Origin of the sequence: Actinosynnema sp. NPDC050801, from assembly GCF_040673975.1 — a bacterium.
Taxonomy (GTDB): Bacteria; Actinomycetota; Actinomycetes; order Mycobacteriales; family Pseudonocardiaceae; genus Actinosynnema.
Window position 1 is genome coordinate 1 of sequence record NZ_JBFAQZ010000003.1, and the last position, 19968, is coordinate 19968.

Genomic DNA, 19968 nt, shown 5'->3' on the forward strand with positions numbered 1-19968 from the left:
GATTGGTGTGCGGCGAACCGTACGCCGGTCAACGGACACCGGGTTTGTTCGATCGCACCATTCGAGGGGGTGTTTTTGTCCGGACGGACGATTGTTCAACGCTCAGAACAGTCGATCTTGTTCTGAGCGTTGAACTCGGGGGTCCTGAACGTAGGACACGCGCGACGCGAACGTAGGACACGCGCGTGCTGAACGTGGGACTCGCGCGGGGTGGAGGTTGGACTCGCGCGGGTGGGTTAGCGGTAGGCGTTGCGGGTGTAGGTCAGGCTGAACGTGCCGCGGTTGGCGAAGTAGACCGAGACCAGGTAGGCGGGGTCGGTGGCGAGCATCCCGCGCTGGAGGTCGCTGCCGTCGTTGCCGTCGTCCCAGCCCCAGGCGGTGTTCGCCGAGTTGTCCTTGCCGTTGTCACCGCGGAACGTGCCCCAGCTCGCGAACGTCGTGGAGCTGTTGCGCTGCGCCCAGAGGCCGTCGGCGGCGAAGGTGTCCACCAGCCGGTAGCCGACCGATCGGTCGTTGCCGCTCGACGGCACCTCGCCGGTCGCGCTCGGCACGTACACCACGCCGTCGCCGCCCGGGAACTCCGCGCCGTTCCACGCGTACAGGCCGTGCCCCTTGGCCTCCTGGCGCGTGGTCGGCCGGGTGCCCTGGAGCCGCAACGTGCCGTCGACACCCTCCCGCCCGGACGTGAACGTGCTGCCCGCCGGGACGTACGAGTAGAAGTCGCTGTGCGCCACCGTCACCACGGCTTCGAGCTTGCCGTAGGTCGAGCCGTCCTTGCGGACGGTCGCCAGCAGGCCCTCCATGTCATTCTCATGGGTGAACTGCTCGAACGGGTCGGCGAAGTCCTCCCAGTCACGCGGGTGGTAGAAGCTGTAGACCAGGAACCAGTGCGTCGAGGTCTCCACGACCGAGTAGTACGCGGCGCCGGTGAGCCTGGCCAACGAGTCGTCCTGGGCCTCCCAGTTGTCCAGCGTGTTCCACTCGCCGTCGAAGTCCACAGTGGACAGGTAGTCGGCGTCGTAGTCGGACGAATCGGTGTCCTGGTAGTGCACCGGCGCCCAGTGGTAGGCGAGTTCGGCGTCGGTCGCCGCGTGCGCGGGGGTCGTGAGGAACGTCGAGAGCGTGGCGGCCGCGAACAGGGACGCGACGATCTTGCGTGCAGGGGACATGCTCCACCTCCGTCAGGGTTGCCCGTCGGAGCCAACGGGCCGCGCTGAACCCTGGGGTGAAGAGGTGGTCAACACAAGGGGTGAATCAGGTGATCGTTTCCGGTGACGAGCCCGTTGGCCCGGAGGAAGGTTCGGGACACCGCAGTTCGCGGCTCGCCGGGCCGAACCGATGTCGGTCCATTGAGGAGGGTGAGGCCCTTTGGGGGGTGGGCGTGGGTGGGGTGCTGTCAGGCGGACGTACGCCAGGATTCGAGGACGCGGTGCAAGGCGGCACGTTCCAGCTGGTCGGAGGTGGTGTCGAGGCGGGTGCGGACGGCGGGCAGGAGGGCGTCGGCGTGGTCGCGCATCGCGGTGAGGACTTCGTCCAGGGGCGGTGGTGACCACGGGCGCGTTCGCGGGTGCGCGGTGAGGCCGAGGCGAGGACCGGACAGCCGTTGCCGCAACGGTTCCACGGCGCGGACGTCACCCAGGAGGGCGAGCGCGGTCAGCGCGGCGTCGGCGGCGGGTAGGTAGACGTCCCGTGCGGCGAGGGCCAGGTCGTCGGCGAACGGGGCGAGGTCGTAGGCGAACGGGGCGAGGTCGTAGGTGCCGGCGAGCGGGCTTCGGGTTCCGGCGGGTGGAGCGGGATTGCCGGCGGACGGGGCGGGGGTTCCGGCGGACGGTGTGGGGGTGCCAGCGGGAGGGACGGGAGTGCTGGCGGGAGGGGCCAGGGTGCCGGCAGGAGGGGTTTGGGTGAAGGCCCGTGGAGTTTGGGTGGAGGCCAGCAGGGATGCGGCCAGGCGGCGGTTTTCCGGTTCGTCGTCGGGCAGGCGGTCGGCGATCAGGGGTAGGAGGTCCGTGTCGAGGAGTGGGGCCGAGGACCAGAGGGCACCGGCGCGGATGTCCGGGTCCGGGTGGTCCAGCAGGCCGGCGACGAGCGTCCGGCGGGTGGCCCGGTCGTCGCCCAGTTCCCGGGTGAGCCACCACACGACGGCCGACGGGCGTGGGCTGCCCACGCACCAGGTGTCCGCCCAGGCGCTCACGTCGGCGAAGCCGTCCAGCAACGAGCGCGCGTCCGTGGCGATGCCCAAGCGCCGCAACCCGGCCGCCGCGGCCAGCCGAACGGTCGGGTCGGGCAGCAGGCCGGTCAGCCAGGAGGCGGAGGCGGGGTCGGCGTGGTGGGCGGTGGCGACGACCAGGCCCAGCCGGGCCGCGAGGTCTGGTTCGACGTCGAACCTGTCACGCAGGTGTGGCCACACGTCGTGCCCCCGTGCCTGCGCCAGCGGGAACGTGATCATCCGCCGGACTTCCACGTCCGGGTCGCCGAGCAGGCGCAGCAGACGTGGCACGGCCGCGGCCCACGCCGGTGGCCACGTCTCGTGCACGGCGTGCGGTTCGGCGGTCCGGGCGGTGTGGGCGAGGTCGCCGACGGTGTCCACGACGGCCGTGCGGACCGTGACGGTCGGGTCCTCGGCCAGGTCGAGCAGGGCGGGCAGGAGTGCGGGCGCGGCCGAGTACACGGCTTCACCGTTGTGGTAGACGTTGGCGTTCAGCTCGCCGATCGCGGCCGGCGCGGCCACCGGATCGCGGACCTGCGCCAACAGGTCCGGCACGTCGGTCGCCAAGCCGTAGGCGTGTTCCAGCTGATCCCACACCCGCCGAACCCTAGACCGGACGGACGTCGGAGGCCGGCGAGATTCAGGCGCGCGCAGGGATCCGAGGGGTTGGGCCCCAGGGTGCCGGGATCCGGGCGTCAGGATCCAGAGCGGTCGGGATCCAGGGCGGTCGGGTGTGGTCAGGCCTCGGGGAACATGCGGGCCATGCCCGGTGGTGGGGTGAACGGGCGCCAGCGGTCGCGGCGTTGGGACAGGCGGTCGGCGATCACCCAGAGGACGCTGGCGTTGTGGCCGTAGCCGAGGTGGCTGGAGGCGACCGCGACGTTCTCGCACCGCGCGGCGGACGTGGAGATGCACGTCTGCCACGCCACGATGCCGTCCGACTTCGAGTACACCGACGTCGACGGCACGGGGAACGGCGGCCGGGTGTGCTCGGGCGGCGGCATGTCCGCGCCCGGGACGTAGAACCTGGCCAGCAGGCGGTACACCGGGTTCACCCTGGTCTGCCGCAGGTCTGTCATCGCGTACGGGCTGCCCAGCGTGATCACCTGGCGCACCATGCCGGGGTGCTCGCGGGCGAGTTCGCGGCCGAAGATGCCGCCCAGCGACCAGCCGACGATGCTCACCTTGCCGCCGACGGCCAGCTCCCGCAGCAACTCCCGCATCCCGCGCACGACCTCGACCGACGGACCGATGTTCAGCCCCAGGCCCCAGCCGTGCACGTCGTAGCCGAGACTCGTGAGGAATCTGCGCAGCGTGGCGGTCGAGCCGTCGTTCGCGCCGAGGCCCGGCAGCACGAGGACGGTGTGGCCGTCGCCGCTCGGTGCGGCGCGCAGCAGCGACCGGGTCGCCGCGAAGTGGCCGATGCCCACCGCGGCCCGGGTCGGCTCGGTCAGGTACCACAGCAGGCCGGGCGCGGGCCTCGGCTCGGGCACCGACACCTCGTGCAGGTCATGGTGGTCCGGTGGGATGTGCGGCAGTGCTGACATGGCCCCTCCCCCGCTCCGCGTCGAGCGCGACCCCGAGTAACCATGATGTTTCGTGGCGGTTGATTCCGCCAGTACCAGCGGGTCTCGGTTCTTGCGCAGCGGCTGCTCTGGACCACCGGGACGGCACGGGCCTACGGTCTGGCGATGGACCGGATGAGCGCCATGGACGCGGGTTTCTTCTTCATCGAGGACGAGAACGTGCCCATGCACGTCGGGTCGGTCCTGGTGTTCGAGGGTCCGGCGCCGTCGTACGGCGACGTGGTGCGGCTGTTCGCGGCCAAGCTCGGCAACGTGCCGCGGTACCGCCAGCGGGTGAAGGCACTCCCGCTGCACGTCGGCCGCCCGGTGTGGGTGGACGACGAGCACTTCCAGATCCTGTACCACGTCCGGCACACCGCCGTGCCGTCGCCAGGCGCGGACGACCAGCTCCGCAACCTCGCCGGACGGCTCTTCGCGCAACGCCTCGACCTCGCCAAGCCGCTGTGGGAGGTCTGGTTGGTGGAGGGTCTGGAGGATGGTCGGTGGGCGATCATCTCCAAGGTCCACCACTGCCTGATCGACGGGGTCGCGGGCAGTGACCTCATGCAGGTGCTGCTGGACTGGCGTGAGGACGCGCCACTGCCCGAGCCGGTACGGTGGCGGCCCGACGTCAACCCGTCGACCTTGGACCTGGTCGTGGACGGTGTGCGCGACGCGGTGTTGACGCCGATCACGCACCTGGCCAAGTTCCCGGCGCTGGCCAGGCGGTTGCGCAGCGGTTCGGAGGTGGTCGACTTCGGCCGAGCCGTGCTGGGCAGCCTGCCGACGACCGCCCGTCGGCTCGCCGCCGGCACGCCGAAGACCTTGAACGGGCCGATCGGGCCGCACCGGCGGTGGGTATGGGCCAGGGCGGACCTCGCCGAGATCAAGAGCGTTCGCCGGGTCACCGGTGGCACGGTGAACGACGTGATCCTGGCGGCGGTGACGCGTGGCTTCCGCGACCTGCTCGCCAAGCGCGACGACTTGGCCGAAGGTCAGGTGGTGCGCAGCATGGTGCCGGTGTCGATGCGGTCGGCCGCTGAGCGCGGCGTGCTGAACAACCGGGTCAGCGCTGTCCTGGTGAACCTCCCTGTCAGTGAGTCGGACCCGTTGGAGCGACTGGCGTCGATCCGGGCGCAGATGGACGACCTCAAGGGCAGCCGCCACGCGGCGGGCGCGGACGTGCTCACGAACCTGTCGAACTTCGCCGCACCCACCCTGCTGGCGCTGGGTTCGCGCACCGCCATGCGGTTCCCGCAGCAACTGCTGCAGACCGTCACGACGAACGTCCCTGGTCCCCGCATCCCGTTGTTCATGCTGGGCAGGCGGCTGTCGGAGATCTACCCGTACGTGCCGATCGCCAGCACCATGCGGATCAGCGTCGGCATCTTCTCCTACCTCGACCAGATCACCTTCGGCATCAACGCGGACTTCGACGGCGTGCCGGACGTCCAGGTGCTCGCCGACGGCATCCGCGCGGGCTTCGACGAACTGGTCACGGCGACCGCGAGCTGAGGCGGTCGGCCGCCACCGCGCCCGCCAACTCGACCGCCTCCGCCGCCGCCTCGCTGATCTTGGTCAGTGCTTGTGGATCGACGTACAGCTCCACGTCCTGACCGATCTTGAACACCACCGCACCTCCTCCCGGTTCCACCTCGTAGTTGATCCACACGTCACCCGGCACCTGCGCCCACAGGTGAACCTTTGCGCGACCCATTTCCGCCTCCCACACCCAGCCAACATCCGCTGCTACCATGGTGGCCGGTGTTAGTGATATCAGCAACAGGCTTCACTCGACCGGGCGAGGATCCATGGCATCGACATCCCCCACCGTCGCAGCGTGGGAACTCGGGCTGCGGCTGCGAGAGCGCCGCGAACTCATGGACATCACCGCGGCCTCGGCGGCGAAGGCCATCCACACCGGGCAGTCGTTCGTGTCCGGCGTCGAGACCGGGCGGGTCAAGATCAACGCCCGCAAGCTCGCCGAACTCGCCGCCGTCCTGGATTTCGACCATGCCGAGGTGGAGGAACTCCAAGGCCTCCGCGAGGCGGCGGGTCGGCGGGCGTGGTGGAGCCCTTACTCCGCCATGTTCAGCGCGGACGTGTTGCGGTACTTCGGCTTCGAGCACGGGGCCGAAGGCATCCGCGCCTACAACGCGGGCCTGATCAGCGGACTGCTGCAAACCCCTGCCTACGCCTTGGCGGTCATGCACGGAGGCGGCCCGAGCATCCGACTCGCCGAGGCGAACCGCCGGGTCGAGGTGCGGATGAAGCGGCAGGAACGACTGGACGACAAGGACGACCCGCTCCGCCTCACCGCGCTCATCACCGAATCCGCGCTCAGGCAGCAGGTCGGCGGCCGTGAGGTGATGGCGGGACAGCTCCGCCACCTGGTGGACCGGATCGAGGAGCTCCCGGACACCCTGGACGTGCGGATCATCCCGTTCTCCGCCGACTACTACAACGCCCTCGGTGGTTCGAACTTCTACATCTTCGGCTTCGCCAGCAGTCGGCTACCCGAGATCGTCTGGCAGGAGACGATCACGTCCACGGATCTCATTGATCAACCGATGCGGATGCGCGAGTACGCTCTGGCCCACGACCAGGCCGCGGGTTTCGCCCTCGACCGGTCTGAATCGCTTGGCCTGATCGGACAGATCCGCAGGGAGCTTGAGTGAGGGACCGCATCGACCGCAGTGGTTGGTTCAAGTCGAGCCGCAGCGCGGACAACCCCTCGTGCGTCGAGGTCCGGTTCGTGCCCGATGCGATCGACGTCCGCGACTCCAAGAACCCCACCGGGCCGGCGCTGTCCTTCCCCCGTTCCGCGTGGCGGAACTTCGTCACGCGGGCAACCAGTCCTTGATCCGCTCGGCCACCAGCTCCGGCACCTCCAGCTGCGGCACGTGGCCGACGCCTGCCAGAACCTCGAACCGCCACGACGGGTTGCGACGGGCGGCCTCGCGGGCCGACGCCACGGGCACCAAGCGGTCCTTCTCCCCCGCCATCAGGTACACCGGCACGCGCACCCTGCTCATCGCCGTGTAGTACCGCCTGCTGGTCGCGCCCGTCCACACCACCGAACGCGCGGCGGCCAGGAACGCCTCGTCCAGGCCGGGCACCTCCGCGCGCTGCTCCAGCAGCGACATCGACGCGAGGATCATCTCCTCCGGCACGACCTTCGGGTCGGCGCAGACCAGGTTCAACACCCGCTTGACCTGGCGGCGCGTCGACACCCCGGCCCGCGACTTCGCCAGGAACCACTGCCCCAGCCCCGGGATGGCGTACATCGCGAACGCCGCCGTCACCTGCGGGTCCAGCCGGACGCCGAACGGCAGCGGGAGGGCCGGGTCGAGCAGCGCCAGCGCCGTCACGGTCGACGGGCGGCGGGCGGTGTGCAGGATCGAGATCATCGCGCCCATGGAGTTGCCGACGAGCACCGCCGGCTCGCCGACGACCTCGGCCAGGAACCGCTCCAGCAGCCGGGCGTTGGCGGGCACCGTGGTGGTGCGCCCCTCCGGGTGGGTGAGCCCGAACCCGGCCAGGTCGACGGCCAGCACCCGGTGCCGGTCGACCAGGTGCGGCGCGAGCAGGCACCAGTTCAGGTGCGACCCGCCCAAGCCGTGCACGAGCACCACCGGCGGCCCGTCGCCGCCGAAGTCGACGTAGTGCACCGGGCCGTCCAGGTCGACGTGCCGGCTCGTCCCGCCCCAGTGGTCGAGTGTGGTCATACCGGTCAGTATGTCGCGGCCGGGCGGTCGCCCGGACCGGGGCCCTCGATCCCGCCTCCGCCCGCGTTCCGGTCAGACCGACGGCGGCCCGGCGGCGATCCGGTCGCGCACGGCGTCGACGGTGGTCTCCCAGTCCGACTCGATCCACCAGGTCGCGCCCGCGTCGGCCCACTCGCCCACGTTCGTCGCCCGGCCCTCGGCGAACCACGTCGTAGGTGTCCCACGGCAGCCCGAGCGACGTGCGGGCCTCCCGCGCCTGCGCCACGACCGCCGCCAGCTCAGCCGGGTCCGCCACCCCGCGCGCCTCACCACCCTCGATCACGTTGGGCAGCAACCCGTCCCAGGCCACCGCCCGCCGCATCGAGACCGGACGTCCGAAGGCGCCCACCACCCACACCGGCACGCGGGGCCGCTGCACGGGCGGCGGGGGTGGGAAGAAGTCGGTTTCCCGCACGTCGTAGCGCCGACCGCGGAACGAGAACGGCTGGCCGCGCATCAGCCCGTCGTACACCGCGAGGCCTTCGTCGAGCAGCAGCGCCCGTTCGGCCCGGCTGGTCTCGCGCTCGAACGCCGTCCACCCCGGGTGCAGCGCGCCGAGCCCGACCGACAGCTGCACCCGCCCGCCGGACAGCCGGTCCAGCGTCGCCACCTTGGACGCCACGTCCCACGGCTTGAACCGGGCCAACGGCGTCAGCATCGTCCCCAGCCGCACCGACGAGGTGCGCATCGCCGCGGCGGTCAGCGCGACCCAGGCGTCCACGCCCCACACGGCCTCGGCGAGGAACACGCCGTCCCAGCCGCACTCCTCGGCCGACGACGCGCACGACGCGACGTCCGCCGCGTCGAAGAACGGAAGCACGATCCCGCAACGCATGGGTGCAGCGTCGCACACCTGCGCCGCTCACACGGACGCCGCCGGTCCGGTGGCCACCCGCGTCCGGTCGTCACCGCGCCCGGCCCGCTCGTGCGGCGGCACGGTGGTCGTGGCGGACCACGTGCCGAGGGCGATCTCCGCGGTGATGCCGGGGCCGAAGCCGGCGATGACACCGCGGGCGCCCTGCGCGACGCCGCCGTCGGCGAAGAGCCGTTCCAGGGCGTCGAAGACGACGACGCTGGCCACGTTGCCGCGCTCGGCGAGCGTGGTCCTGCTGTAGCGGAACGTCTCCCGCGGCAGGCGCAGGTACCTGCCCAGGTCGTCCAGGATCCGGGGCCCGCCCGCGTGCACGATGTAGAAGTCGAGGCCGGCGATGTCCCAGCCGTGCGGTTCGGCCACCTCCCGCATGGCGGGCGCGAGCACGGACATCGTGCCGGGCACCCGCTTGTCGAGCAGGAAGTGGAAGCCGGTGTCCCGGACCTCGTAGGCGATCCAGTCCTCGGTGCCGCGGACCAGGCGCGAGCTGTTCTGCTCGACCCGCACGCCCGCGCCGCCTTCGCCCCGCATCACCGCCGCGGCCAGCGCGTCGCCGAAGAGCCCGTTGGACAACAGGTTCCCGACCCCGAGGTCCGTCGGCTGGTACAGCAGCGAGCAGAACTCGCACGCCACGATCAGCACGTTGGCGCCCGGGTAGGCGGTGCAGAAGTCGTGCGCGCGGTTGATGGCCGCACCGCCGGCGGCGCAGCCGAGCTGCGCGATCGGCAGTTGCCGGGTGGACGACCGGAACCCCATCGTGTTGATGAGCCAGGCCGTCATCGACGGCATCGTGAAACCGGTGCACGAGACGTACACGATCAGGTCGATGTCGCGGGCCGTCAGGTCGGCGTGCCGCAACGCCCGCCGCACCACGTCCGGCACCCTGGACTTGGCCTCCTTCTCGTAGAGGGCGTTGCGCGCGGTGAAGCCGCGGTGTTCGAGGGTGTCCTCGATCGGCTGGAGGATGTGCCTGGTCCGGACGCCGGTGTTGCCGATGAGCCGCAGCGCGAGGCCGAGTTGCGGGTGGTCGCGGTGCAGCACCCGGGCCAGTTCCAGGGTCTGCTCGCGGGTGATGACGTGCTCGGGTACCGCGATGGCGGGCCGGCACAGCGTGGCCACGTCCCGCCCTCACCAGGTGACGGGCAGGGCGAGCGGGTACCGCCAGATCGAGACGGTGTTCCACCGCACCTCCTCCGCCGGCACGGCCAACCGCAGGGTCGGGAACCGGGTGAGGAGGCCGCCGACGGCCACTTGGAGCACCATGCGGGCCAGGTGGGAGCCCAGGCAGGTGTGGACGCCGTGGCCGAACGCCAGGTGCGGCACGGGGTCCTCGCGGTCGAAGTCGAGCTCGTCGGGGCGTTCGTAGACCAGCGGGTCGCGGTTGGCCGTCAGGTAGGACACGTGGACCGCGTCACCCTCCTTGATCGTCACGCCGCCCAGCTCCACGTCCTCCAGCGCGACGCGCGGGATGCCGACGCCCTGGCGGAACGGGATGAACCGCAGCAGTTCCTCGACGGCCCGGGGCAGCGACTCCGGCTCGGCCCGCAACCGCTCCAGTTGCTCCGGGTGGGTGAGCAGCGTGTAGGTGATGTCACCGATCTGGTAGGTCGTGGTGTCGTGGCCGGTGACCGCGAGGAGCATGGCCAGCACGGACAGCTCCGCGTCGGTGAGCACGTCGTCACCCGCACGGGCGGTGGCGAGAGCGCTGACCAGGTCGTCGCCGGGGTCGTGGCGGCGTTCGGCGGTGAGCCGGTCGAAGTAGGCGCGCATCCCGGCCTTGGCCTCGGCGGCGGTGGTCCGGTCGTCGGCGCTCATGGACATCATGGCCGTCGCCCACCGCCGCACCAGCGGCCGGTCCGGCTCGGGGATCTCCAGCAGCTCGCAGATCGTCATCAGGGGCAGCCGGTCCGCCAGGTGCTCGACCACGTCCGCCGGCGGGCCCTGCTCGACCATGGTGTCGAGCAGGGTGTCCACGGTCCGCCGCGTCCACGGTCGCAGCGCCTCGACCTGGGGTGTGGAGAACGCCTTGGCGACCAGCCGGCGGACCCGGTTGAGCGCGGGCGGGTCCATCAGGTTGATCGCCTCCCGCTGGGCGATGGGCGCCGGGGTGATGCGCGGGAAGTCCCGCCCGATCAGCGCCGCCCGGCTGAACCTCCGGTCCGACGTGACCGCCCGGACGTAGTCGTAGCGCGTCACGAGCCAGGCCTCGCCCTCCCCGTACGGCAGGCGGACCTTGGCGACCGGTGCCTCGACCCGCATCCGGGTCATGAACGGGTCGGGCGCCAAGGCCTCGTCGTGGCGGAAAGGGCAGCTCGGCACGGCCTCGCGGTCGTGCGCTCGGACGTTCACCAGGACGGTCCCCTCTGGGCGGCGGAAACTCGTCCTCCCATCGAACACGCTGCTCCGCCCCGACGTCCCGGCCAACGGGAGGGTTCATCAGTTGTCGCGGTTCTCCCACCGGTTAGTGACCGGCACCCGGCCGCTCCCTAACTCTCCGAGCCGGCGGGCTCCACCCCTTCAGGCACTCAAGCGCCCTCCGTGGGGCGCAGGTCCCGTGCCGCACGACCGCTCAACGCGGATCAGCGCGGCCAGCGGCTCGCGTTGGCGAACGGGAGCGGGCAGGACGGCTCGTACACGCAGGTGACGAGGTCTTCGCAGCCGAAGTCGAGCGCGGTGCGCAGGGCGTCGCGGACGAGGCCCAAGTCGGCGATCCTGGCCTCCACCTCGGCGAGCTTGACCTCCACCCTGGCCTGCAACCCCGCCTCGCGGCGCGAGCCGCGCCGTTGGCGGCCCGCGTCGAGCAGGTCGGAGATCTCGTCCAGCGAGAACCCGAGCCGTTGCGCGGTCTTGATCATCCGCAGGACGGTGAGCGCTTCCGGCGGGTAGAGCCGGTGGCCGCCCGGCGTCCGCTCCGGCTCGGACAGCAGCCCCCGCCGTTCGTAGTAGCGCAACGTCTGGTGGTTGACCCCGGCGGCCTCGGCGAGTTCGCCGCTGCGCATCCCGGTCATGCCGCGCCACCGGCCCGGACCTGCAGTGCGTCGAGCACGTCGACGTGCGTGTCCGCGACGGTCACGTCCAACTCCACGTGGCCCGACCCGGCCACGACGGCGAAGGTGAAGAACGAGCAGCACCGGGTCTCGCGCACGGCCAGCGCCGCCGCCCGTGCCGCCGCTTCCGGCGTCGCGTCGAGCGCGACGCGCAGGTGGGTCGGGGCCGGCCGGGCCACGCCCTGCGACGTGGCGAACAGCTCGTCGAACTCCGCCTCCCGCAGCGGGCGTGCGGCGGTCGGCAGGGTGCACGCCGCCGGCGCCCACGCCTTCAGGGGTTCCTCTGTGCTCATGAGGCCACGGTAAGCCTGTACCGGGGTACCGGTTTCAACCCGCGTCCGTCCCTCAGGACATTGGCGTGAAGACACACTCGTAACCGGTTCTCAAACCCGGTTTGTGAGTGGCGGCCATCCAGAACTCGCCGGGTCGCACGACGCCTCCCACGTAGCCGTAGGAGCTGACGTAACCGACGCTCGTCGTGGGCGGGCTCTCCGGTCCGACGAGCAGCCGCACCCGTGCCGTGCGCCCGGTGACGAAGTACACGGCCACGTAACCGAACGTGGTGGCCTGGTAGACGGTGTCCAGCGCGGCCTGGAAGCGGGGCAGGCCGATCCCGCGCTCGTGCGGCCACGCGTACCGCTCCCTGTCGTCGGCGAGCCTGCCCACCAGGGCGCTCAGCTGCTCGACGCGGCCCTCCAGCTCCTGCACCCTCGCGTACAGCGCCTCATCGTTCGACGCTTCGTCCCGCGGCACGGCCACGTCCACACCCCCGTTTGCTCGACGACGTTATGAGCCGCCCGACGCGCTACCGGTTCCCGACCCGACGGCGAGGTGGCGCCCAGGTGGTGGTGAACGCGGCCCACACCAGCGGCGAGCAGGTGGGATCGCCCGTGTCCTCCCACCGGGTGGCGGCGGCGCATTGCCAGTCGTTGAGCGCGGTCACCGGGTCGACGGCGCGGTGGGCGGCGTCGATGGCCAGCACGGTGGGCGCGAGGACGGGGGTCGGCGGGAAGCCGGGGACCAGCCGGCGCAACCCCTCGTCGGTCGGCAGCGTCCACCTCGTCGCCGTCACGTGCTCCGCGCCGCCGTGCACCATGGCCGTGACCAGTCCGGATGGTTCGGCGAACCGGACGTCGCCGCCGCTCTCGCACGCCACCAGGGCCACCCGGGCGGGTATCCGCCACGGGCGCACCGGACCCGGGCGGTGGCCCAGCACGATGTCGGCGGCGGTCAGCGGGCGGTGCGCGCCCAGCGGTGCGGCCCGGCCGGTGGTGCCGCCGGTGCAGGACAGGTGCAGGCGTGCGTCCAGCCCGTGGCCGCCGGTGGTGACGTGGCCGACGTACAGCAGGCGCGAGGCGGTCGCCAGGGCTCGTTCGAGGTGGTCGCGGTCGATGTCGTCGCGGCGCACGCCACCGCCGAGCGCGGCCAGTTCCGGGGTGGGGTGGCCCAGGACGGAGCCCAGGCCGGAGTTGTCGGCGAACCCCGGCACCACGGGGTCCAGCACGCCGACGACCGTCCCTTGTGGATCGAACGGGGTCACGTGGCGGGTTTCGGCGTTGCCGACGGTGGCCGGTGGCAGCACGGAGATGGTGGTGTCGTGCCCCGCGCGTCGGCGTTCGTCGATCCGCAGCGCTTCCCACGGCACCAGGGCGGTCGACGGGGAGGGCTGCACGCGCAGGTGCGGGCGGAGGCCCTGGGCGAGGAAGGAGTTCAGCTCGACGGCCAGCCGGTGCGGGATCAGCGCCCGTGCCATCCGGGTCGCCAGGTCCGGTTCGCGTTCGGGGTCGACCAGTGGGCCGTGGGTGAGCGAGCGCCGCAGGGCCTCGTCGGAGGTCTCCCCCGGCAACGGCGACGGCACCGCGGCGGCCCACTCGTCCAGCGTGCCCTGCACGAGTTCGCGCGGTACGACCACCACACGCGGTTCGGCCGGTTCGTGCTCCCACCGCCACGACACGTAGAGGTCGCCCGCGTCCACGAGTTTGAGCTGCACGGTCACCACGACGCCACCGCCCGATCCGATCGCACCGGGAAGCCGTAGCGCTGCTCGGCCAGGTCGATCCAGGCGTCCAGCGCGGTTCGCGCGGTCGGGTCGACCCGGACCCTCGGCGGCAGTGCGAAGCCGGTGACGGGGAAGGCCGGGTCGGTGCCCGTGGCGAGGCCGGCGGCGGCGTGGGGCAGGTGGTTCGCGGCAACCAGAGGCTGGGGCTGGGGCAACATCACCAGCTCACCGCGTTCCAGCGCGACGGGGATGGTGCCCTCGGCGTGCAACGACACCGCGCCCGCGATGTGGTCGACGTACTCGGCGGCCAGGTTCGTGTCCTGCACCGCCCGGATGGCGAGGAACGCCGAGCGGGTGGCGGGCGCGGAGGCCAGGGCCACCCAGCGTTCCCGCAGGGGGCCGTGCGGGAACCGTTGCCGCACGGCTTCCGACGCCAGTGCGGCGGGTAGCGCGAGGTCCAGCGCCCTGCGGCCGAGCTGGTGGCGTTCGTCGCCGGTCGCCGCCGCGGCTCGGCGCACCAAGGCGTCCGCGCGCCACCACGCCATGCCCAGGGCGACGTGCCACAGCCCGGCCGACTCGCACACCTCGGCCGCCTCGGCGTAGCAGGACTCGGCCGCGACGAAGTCCTGTGCCGCCTCGAACGCCGATCCGCGCACCTGGTGCAACGCCAGCGTTTCCAGCGGGGATGCGGTGTCGAGCAGTGTGAGGGCGCGGTCCGACAACGCGAGGGCTTCTCGTGGCCGACCCCGCAGGACGGCGACGGCCGCACGACCGTGCAGGCACACCGCCAGGCGGCGGGGGTCGTCGGCGAGCAGGGCTTCCGCTTCGTCGTACAGCGCGTCGGCGCGGTCGCCGTCCGAGGCCAGGTAGGCCAGGCGTGCGGAGCTGAGCAGGGCGGTGACAACGCCTGCGACGTCACCGGTGGCCGCGCTGAGGTCGCGGGCCAGGGCGAGGTGTTCGGTGGCGCCGGGCAGGTCGCCGGTCGCGCTGGTGATCTCGGCCGCCGTGAGGTGGACGGACGCGGCCAGCTCGGGCGCGGCGGAGTAGGCGAGGTCCAGGGCGATCCGCGCTTCGTCGGCCGCCTCGGCGAACCACCCGCCGGTGGCGAGCACGCGGGCACGGGTGGCGCGGACGGTGGCCTCGAACGACTCGCCGTCCTCGGCCGCCGTCACGATGCCGATGGCCTCGTCCAGGTCCGCCAGCGCTTCGGGCAGCCGCGTCTGCGCGTGGTGCGCCGCGGCACGGGACACCAACGCGTTCACCAGCACCGTGGCCGAGCCGTAGGCGTCACCGACGACCGTCAACGCGGCCCTCTCCGCCTCGATCGCTTCGGTGCTCCAGCGCGCGGCGTCCTCGGGGTGGTCGGCGACTCCGGCGAGGTTGCCCGCGACGCCCGCGCGGCACACCAGGGCCTCCACGTCGTCCTCGTCGGACTCCGGTTGGGAGGGCAGGGCCGGCTCGGGTTGTGTGACGGTTTCACGGTAGGCGGCTTCGAAGGCCGCCTTGGCGGCGGCTCGGTCGCCTGCCGCCAGCAGGACCGCGCCCTCGGCGTTCAGCTCCACGAACCGCCGCCACCGGGGGCCGAGGGGTTGCCTGCCCGGATTGTCGGACAGCACCCGGTACGTCGCCGCACGCCGCTCGTCGCCTGCTTCGTCGGCGAGGAGCGCCAGGTTGGTGTACAGGTTCTCCAGGTACTCCGGCGCGTGCCGCGCGGCCAGGTCGACCGCATCGGTGGCGTCCGCTTCCGCCTCCGCGAGGCGGCCCGCCATCATCAGCAGCCCGACACGGGTGTTGCGCAGCACCACCTGCTGCGCGGGCCCGGCCTCCGCCAGCGCCGCCTCGACGTCCCGCCACGCCTCGTCCCACCGGTCCAGCCACGGCAGCAGGTCCGCGCGGGACGCGACGGCCACGGCCCTGAGCGGCCCCGTCACCGTCGCGATCGCCTCGGTCAGCAGGTCCACGGCGTGCTGCCGTTCACCCGACAGATCGACCACGTGCGCCAGGTTCACCAGGACCCGCGCCCGGTCGTCCGGGGACGACGCGGCGAGTGCGGCCTCGAGCGCCGCCCGCGCACCGACCACGTCACCGGAGCCGGCGAGCCGGACGCCCTCGTCGTTCAGCTCCGACCAGTCGCTCACCGCGCCCTCCGCTCGGTGAGGGTCGCGGCCGGCGAGGTGGTCCTGGACCGGGCGTAGGAGATGATCGCGGCACGACGCGGTTCGGCGCCAGGGTCGGGTGCGGTCGGGTCGAGCGCGGCCGGGTCGGCGAAGTCCGGCGCGTACACCGTCAGCACGCGCCGCTGCGGTGGCAGCAGCAGCAGCACCGCCGCCGACACCGGCGCGGACCCGGTGATCCAGCCCGCCTCGTCGACACCGTCCAGCGCCACCTCGACCTGGTCGAACCGGGCCGCCAACCGTGCGCCCGGCCTCGGACCAGGGACGACGGAGACCTCCAACACCGTGCTCCCCTGCCGCCGCACGACGGCCCACCTGGCGGGCGCGGCGGCGTCCACCACACCGTGCGGCACCAACGTCCAGTCCACGGTGGACGTGCCGGACAGGGCCGTCGTGCCGGCGAGGCCGACGCCTCCGGCGGCCAGGGCGAACCCGGCCCGGCTCGGCACCTCGGCGGGCGCCGACGCCACCCCGTAGTCCTCGGCCAGCGCGGTGACCTGCTCGGCCAACGCGTCCAGGTCGGGATCGGACGTCGGCACGTCGAGTGGCACGACCGACCGCAGCGCCCGCTCGACCGCGTCCGGATCGTCCAGCAAGTGCTCCACAGTGGACAAAGCGACGGCGAGTTCCGCGTGCAGCAGAACGGGATCCAGTGGCGGCACGCCCGCCGTCACCGACGCGGGCCACCACGCCTCCGCCCAGTTCAGCTGTGCTGCCCGGCGGCACGCGTCGCGGACCCGCCCATCAGCGGGACCGGACACCTCCACCTCCGCGGCACCGCCGAGGATCCGGTCCGCCGCCTCGCCGTACACCTCCCAGAGCCACTCGGACGCACGTTCCGGGTCGTGCACACGTGCGGCGGGCACGGCGGCGTCGGCCAGGACGTCCCACGCGAGCAGCGCACCCGAGCACTCGAGCACCGCCACCACCTCGGGCGACGTGGGCCAGTCGCCGACGACGATGTCGGTACCGCGCGTCACCCTCATGCCACCGCCTCCCGCTCCAGCACCGAGCGCAACCGGTCGCGCTGGTCCAGGATCACCGACCGCAGCACGCCGTCCAGCACGTCCCAGACCTGGTCGAAGGTCACGGTGTCGTGGCGCAGCTCGCGGCCGTGCAGGCGGACCCACAGCCGCCGCAGGTACGCCTCGCGCACGCCGCGCACGTCCGCGCGGACCTCCGGCGGCACGGCCGTCGACATCCTCAGCACGCGGTGCACGTACGCCTCGCGCTCCCACCTCGACCGCAACCTGGCCGCGGCGGAACCCGGCCCACCCGCGGACGCGCCGGCGAGGTCGGCCGACGCGTCGCGGCCGAGGACCAGGACCAACCGGCTCTCCTCGTCGGCGAGCTGCCACGGCCCGGCCGACCGGGCGATCTCCCGGCGCACCAACGTCGGCACGTCCACCAGCCCGGCCCGCTGGAACGCGTTGGTCAGGGGCGCGAACAGGCGTTCCAGGATCGACCGGTCGAACGGCTTGGGCAGGTTCGCCTTCGACGCGGCACGCCCGAGCTCAGGTCGCACGGGCACGTCACGCGCGGTGAGCCCCTGGGCCAGCGCCACGCCGGGCCGGTCGTGGTCGGTCGCGCCCGCGGTGCCGGCCAGGCCCGTGACCAGCGCGCGGAACAGGTCGCGGTCGGGCGCGACGGCACAGGTGGCCAGGAATCGGGCGGTCGTCGGAGCGGGCGAACCGGCCGCGGACGAGGCGGGAGCGGACGAGGCGACCGCGGACGAACCGGCCACGGGCGAGGCCGGAGCGAACGGCCGGGCAGCGGCCCACGTCACCTCCAGCAACCCGGTCAGCTCATCCGCGTTGACCGGGTCGGTCAGGTGGTCGCGCAGCGCGGCGACGGTCGGTCCTTCCCGCTCGTGGACCTCCTCCAGCACGGCCGCGGCGACGTCGGCGGCGTCCGGGCCGGGTTCGCCGTGCGCCGTCGCCAACTCGAAGCAGCGTTGGAAGTAGAGGTCCTGCGGGTTGCCGTCGGTGATCCACCGGCGGCGGCGTTCCTTCTTCAGCACCACGAACCAGCTCGCGGTCGCGGCCAGCACCGGACCGGCGTCGGTGATCCGGGACACCAGGGCGTCTGCGTGCTCGGCGGCGACCGCGCCCGCGGCGAACTCCGGGTTCAGCACGGGCCGCAGCACCAGCGGGTCGAGGATCAGCTTCACCGTGCGGGTCAGCGGGCGACCCGCCGGGTTGCTCAGCGGCGCGACCGCGTCACCCAGCCCGGCCCACGCCCGCGCGACCAGCGAACCGCGCGGAAGCGTCGCCGTGACGGCTCGGGCGGTGCTCACCGGCCCGAGCCTAGACGAACCGGATCACCGCTGGTGGCGGACTCGCGCACCCCGTTCCTGGGACCGGTAGGCGAGGTGTGCGGCCGAAGCTCCTCCCATCACCACCGAACGGGGGAACCGATGTACCAGACACCGTCGCAGTACTCGCCGTTGCCGCCCTACGAGACTCCGACCCCTCCTCGCCGTCGCCTCCTGCCGCTGCTGCTCTTTCCGCCGGTCCTGATCGCCCTGCTGTTCTTCGGCGGGTCCTACGCGGCCTCACCGGAGCCGGAGGTCGAGATGCAGGCCGGGTTCGCGTTCGCCGAGATCGACGGACGGGACGTGGTGCTGGCGCCCTACTCGCGGCACGGCGTGCGCGGCATGTTCCAGATGATGACGCAGGACCTGTTCCAGGTGCGGCTCGCGGCCACCGACCCGGCCACCGGCGAGGTGCTGTGGGACACGCACCTGGCCGAAGGGCTGCTCTGGGAGGCGTCGGTGCTGGCCGCCGGTCAGCGCTACGCCTACCTGGCCACCGACTCGGGGCTCGTCGTGGTCGCACTGGCCGACGGGGCGGTGGTCGCCGAGGGCGCGGGGGTCCAGGGGCTCGGCAACGCGTTCGCCTCGGTGCGCACCGCCTACGCCTACGACCCGGAGAACCGCCGCGTGATGGCCATGACCGCCACCGGAGGGGTGTTGGCGGTCGGGCTGGACGAGGTGGTGGCCGCACCGGTCGACCGGCAGACCGCCGCGACCTGGTCCGATCGGCTCTCGGTCGAACGCGGCCCCGGCGCCCCGACCAGCGCGACCGGTGTCGAGGCCACCTTGAACGCCGGGACCGAGCGGATCGTGCTGCGGCAGGCGCCGAGTGGCGCGCCGGGCAGCGTGCTGGTGCGGGTCACGGCCGACGGCCGGGAGATCCCGGTGGGCGCGACCGCGTTCCAGGGCGCCCGGCTGGTGGTCGACGGCGTGACCGCGGTCGCCGCCGCCACCGGGCACGTGCTGGTCGAGCACCAGCGCTCGGTGAACGACCCCGGCGTCGCGTTGAGCCTGGTCTCGCTGGCCACCGGGCAGGTCACCGCCACGCTGGCGGTCGACTCCCGGGTCGACCGGGCCCTCGTCGGGCCCGACGGCGTCACGGCGGTCGCGGCGGGCGAGTTGCTCGCCGCGGCCCGCGGTGACGGCCGGGTCGTGCCCCTCCACGTCGGCCTGGCCGACTTCTTCGGTTCCCACCGCTGACCGCCCTCCTCGAACCCTCCCCCTCGAAAGGACGACACCATGAAGGTGCTCACCTGGCTCGGCCTCACCGCCGGACTCGCCCTCACCGCCGCCTGGCTCGCGGGCGGGCTGGCGGGCGACGACACCCTCGACTGGCTGAACGGCTGGCTGGTCGGCCCGATCCTCCTGCTGTTCGTCATGCCGACCCTGTTCTCGCTGGACAAGGTCTTCGGTGGTGGCCTGGCCGCGCTCACCGGCGGTGTGCCCAAGGCGTTCCGGGGCGCCCCGATCGGCATGGGCACGGTCGTCGGCGTCGCGCGGACCGGTCTGAGCGTCAACGACCAGCCGCAACTGGACATCCGGCTGCAGGTCGACACCGCGGACGGCCGCACGTTCCCGGCCACCGCGCGGCAGATCGTGGACATCACCGAGCTGTCCGTCGTGCAACCGGGCGCGATCCTGCCGGTCCGCTACCTGCCCGACGGCCGCGCGGTGCTGGCCACCGACGCCCCGCCGCACGAGCTGCAAGCCGCCCTCGACCGCGTGCAGGTGGCCAAGGGCTTCATGACCCCGCACCAGCTGCGCATCGCCGAGCAGGGCGTGGACGCCGGTGCCATCGTGCTGGACATGGTCCCGGTCGGGCAGCTCCCCGACGGCCGGTCGGCGTTGCGCCTGAGCCTGCGCGTGACCCGCCCGGACGGCACCACGTTCGACGTCACCCAGGACAAGAAGCTGCCCCCGGCGTCGATCCCGCAGGTGCAGCGCGGCATGGTGGTCCGGGTCAAGTACCTGCCGCACGACGAGTCGGACGTCGCGGTGCTCACCACGCTGGTGCCGTGACGGAGA

Annotated in this window: 20 protein-coding genes and 1 pseudogene; 5 read left to right on the forward strand and 16 right to left on the reverse strand. The window is 72.5% G+C overall.

Annotated elements, in window-relative coordinates:
- Positions 1–236: 236 nt before the first annotated feature.
- The 3 genes from AB0K14_RS08065 to AB0K14_RS08075 all read right to left on the reverse strand — a co-directional run bounded on the left by AB0K14_RS08065 (position 237) and on the right by AB0K14_RS08075 (position 3753).
- Positions 237–1169, reverse strand: coding sequence for a hypothetical protein (locus AB0K14_RS08065; RefSeq protein WP_360450709.1), 933 nt, complete (start codon positions 1167–1169; stop codon positions 237–239).
- A gap of 227 nt (positions 1170–1396) precedes the next feature.
- The gene (locus AB0K14_RS08070; RefSeq protein WP_360450712.1) at positions 1397–2803 is read right to left on the reverse strand and encodes a hypothetical protein; all 1407 of its coding nucleotides are present in this window, start codon (positions 2801–2803) and stop codon (positions 1397–1399) included.
- A 140-nt stretch (positions 2804–2943) separates the two neighbouring features.
- Complete coding sequence (locus AB0K14_RS08075; RefSeq protein ID WP_360450715.1) at positions 2944–3753, reverse strand: alpha/beta hydrolase; 810 nt, start codon at positions 3751–3753, stop codon at positions 2944–2946.
- A 144-nt stretch (positions 3754–3897) separates the two neighbouring features.
- Between AB0K14_RS08075 and AB0K14_RS08080 the strand changes: the two genes are divergently transcribed.
- Entirely contained in the window at positions 3898–5286 is a 1389-nt protein-coding gene (locus AB0K14_RS08080; protein WP_360450718.1) for a wax ester/triacylglycerol synthase family O-acyltransferase, read from the forward strand.
- On the opposite strand, the gene AB0K14_RS08085 is transcribed toward AB0K14_RS08080, so the two are convergent.
- On the reverse strand, positions 5267–5488 hold the full coding sequence (locus AB0K14_RS08085; RefSeq protein ID WP_360450720.1) for a hypothetical protein: 222 nt from the start codon (positions 5486–5488) through the stop codon (positions 5267–5269). The two genes, AB0K14_RS08080 and AB0K14_RS08085, sit on opposite strands and share 20 nt — an antisense overlap.
- A gap of 94 nt (positions 5489–5582) precedes the next feature.
- Here AB0K14_RS08085 and AB0K14_RS08090 point away from each other — a divergent pair, with 94 nt between their 5' ends.
- Positions 5583–6449 (forward strand): helix-turn-helix transcriptional regulator, encoded by an 867-nt coding sequence (locus AB0K14_RS08090; RefSeq protein ID WP_360450722.1) that lies wholly within the window; start codon positions 5583–5585, stop codon positions 6447–6449.
- Positions 6446–6634 carry a DUF397 domain-containing protein gene (locus AB0K14_RS08095; protein WP_360450724.1) on the forward strand — a complete coding sequence of 63 codons (189 nt, stop codon included), beginning with the start codon at positions 6446–6448 and terminating at the stop codon, positions 6632–6634. Before AB0K14_RS08090 ends, AB0K14_RS08095 begins: the two co-directional genes overlap by 4 nt.
- Here the strand turns inward: AB0K14_RS08095 and AB0K14_RS08100 are convergent.
- The 12 genes and pseudogenes from AB0K14_RS08100 to AB0K14_RS08155 form a co-directional block, all read right to left on the reverse strand.
- Positions 6612–7499, reverse strand: coding sequence for an alpha/beta fold hydrolase (locus tag AB0K14_RS08100; RefSeq protein WP_360450727.1), 888 nt, complete (start codon positions 7497–7499; stop codon positions 6612–6614). The genes AB0K14_RS08095 and AB0K14_RS08100 overlap by 23 nt on opposite strands.
- Before the next feature lie 72 nt (positions 7500–7571).
- A complete protein-coding gene (locus AB0K14_RS08105) occupies positions 7572–7811 on the reverse strand; it encodes a hypothetical protein (RefSeq protein ID WP_360450730.1) in 240 nt (79 codons plus the stop codon).
- A pseudogene (locus AB0K14_RS08110) lies at positions 7798–8373 on the reverse strand (LLM class flavin-dependent oxidoreductase); the annotation flags it as partial. The gene AB0K14_RS08105 and the pseudogene AB0K14_RS08110, both read right to left, overlap by 14 nt.
- Positions 8374–8400: 27 nt before the next feature.
- Positions 8401–9528, reverse strand: coding sequence for a type III polyketide synthase (locus AB0K14_RS08115; RefSeq protein WP_360450732.1), 1128 nt, complete (start codon positions 9526–9528; stop codon positions 8401–8403).
- A gap of 9 nt (positions 9529–9537) precedes the next feature.
- On the reverse strand, positions 9538–10758 hold the full coding sequence (locus tag AB0K14_RS08120) for a cytochrome P450 (protein WP_360450735.1): 1221 nt from the start codon (positions 10756–10758) through the stop codon (positions 9538–9540).
- Between the two features lie 230 nt (positions 10759–10988).
- Complete coding sequence (locus AB0K14_RS08125) at positions 10989–11417, reverse strand: MerR family transcriptional regulator (RefSeq protein ID WP_360450737.1); 429 nt, start codon at positions 11415–11417, stop codon at positions 10989–10991.
- A complete protein-coding gene (locus AB0K14_RS08130) occupies positions 11414–11749 on the reverse strand; it encodes a hypothetical protein (RefSeq protein ID WP_360450740.1) in 336 nt (111 codons plus the stop codon). The genes AB0K14_RS08125 and AB0K14_RS08130 overlap by 4 nt, the downstream gene beginning before the upstream one ends.
- A 52-nt stretch (positions 11750–11801) precedes the next feature.
- Positions 11802–12215 carry a hypothetical protein gene (locus AB0K14_RS08135; protein WP_360450743.1) on the reverse strand — a complete coding sequence of 138 codons (414 nt, stop codon included), beginning with the start codon at positions 12213–12215 and terminating at the stop codon, positions 11802–11804.
- Positions 12216–12261: 46 nt separating this feature from the next.
- On the reverse strand, positions 12262–13455 hold the full coding sequence (locus AB0K14_RS08140) for a CHAT domain-containing protein (protein ID WP_360450746.1): 1194 nt from the start codon (positions 13453–13455) through the stop codon (positions 12262–12264).
- A complete protein-coding gene (locus AB0K14_RS08145; RefSeq protein ID WP_360450748.1) occupies positions 13449–15593 on the reverse strand; it encodes a hypothetical protein in 2145 nt (714 codons plus the stop codon). Before AB0K14_RS08145 ends, AB0K14_RS08140 begins: the two co-directional genes overlap by 7 nt.
- Positions 15590–16615 carry a hypothetical protein gene (locus tag AB0K14_RS08150; protein ID WP_360450751.1) on the reverse strand — a complete coding sequence of 342 codons (1026 nt, stop codon included), beginning with the start codon at positions 16613–16615 and terminating at the stop codon, positions 15590–15592. Before AB0K14_RS08150 ends, AB0K14_RS08145 begins: the two co-directional genes overlap by 4 nt.
- Positions 16612–17925 (reverse strand): hypothetical protein, encoded by a 1314-nt coding sequence (locus tag AB0K14_RS08155; RefSeq protein ID WP_360450753.1) that lies wholly within the window; start codon positions 17923–17925, stop codon positions 16612–16614. The genes AB0K14_RS08150 and AB0K14_RS08155 overlap by 4 nt, the downstream gene beginning before the upstream one ends.
- A gap of 120 nt (positions 17926–18045) precedes the next feature.
- On the opposite strand from AB0K14_RS08155, the gene AB0K14_RS08160 reads away from it, so the two are divergent.
- The gene (locus AB0K14_RS08160; protein ID WP_360450756.1) at positions 18046–19143 is read left to right on the forward strand and encodes a PA2928 family protein; all 1098 of its coding nucleotides are present in this window, start codon (positions 18046–18048) and stop codon (positions 19141–19143) included.
- A gap of 39 nt (positions 19144–19182) precedes the next feature.
- A complete protein-coding gene (locus tag AB0K14_RS08165; RefSeq protein ID WP_360450758.1) occupies positions 19183–19962 on the forward strand; it encodes a hypothetical protein in 780 nt (259 codons plus the stop codon).
- The last annotated feature ends 6 nt before the right edge of the window (positions 19963–19968 follow it).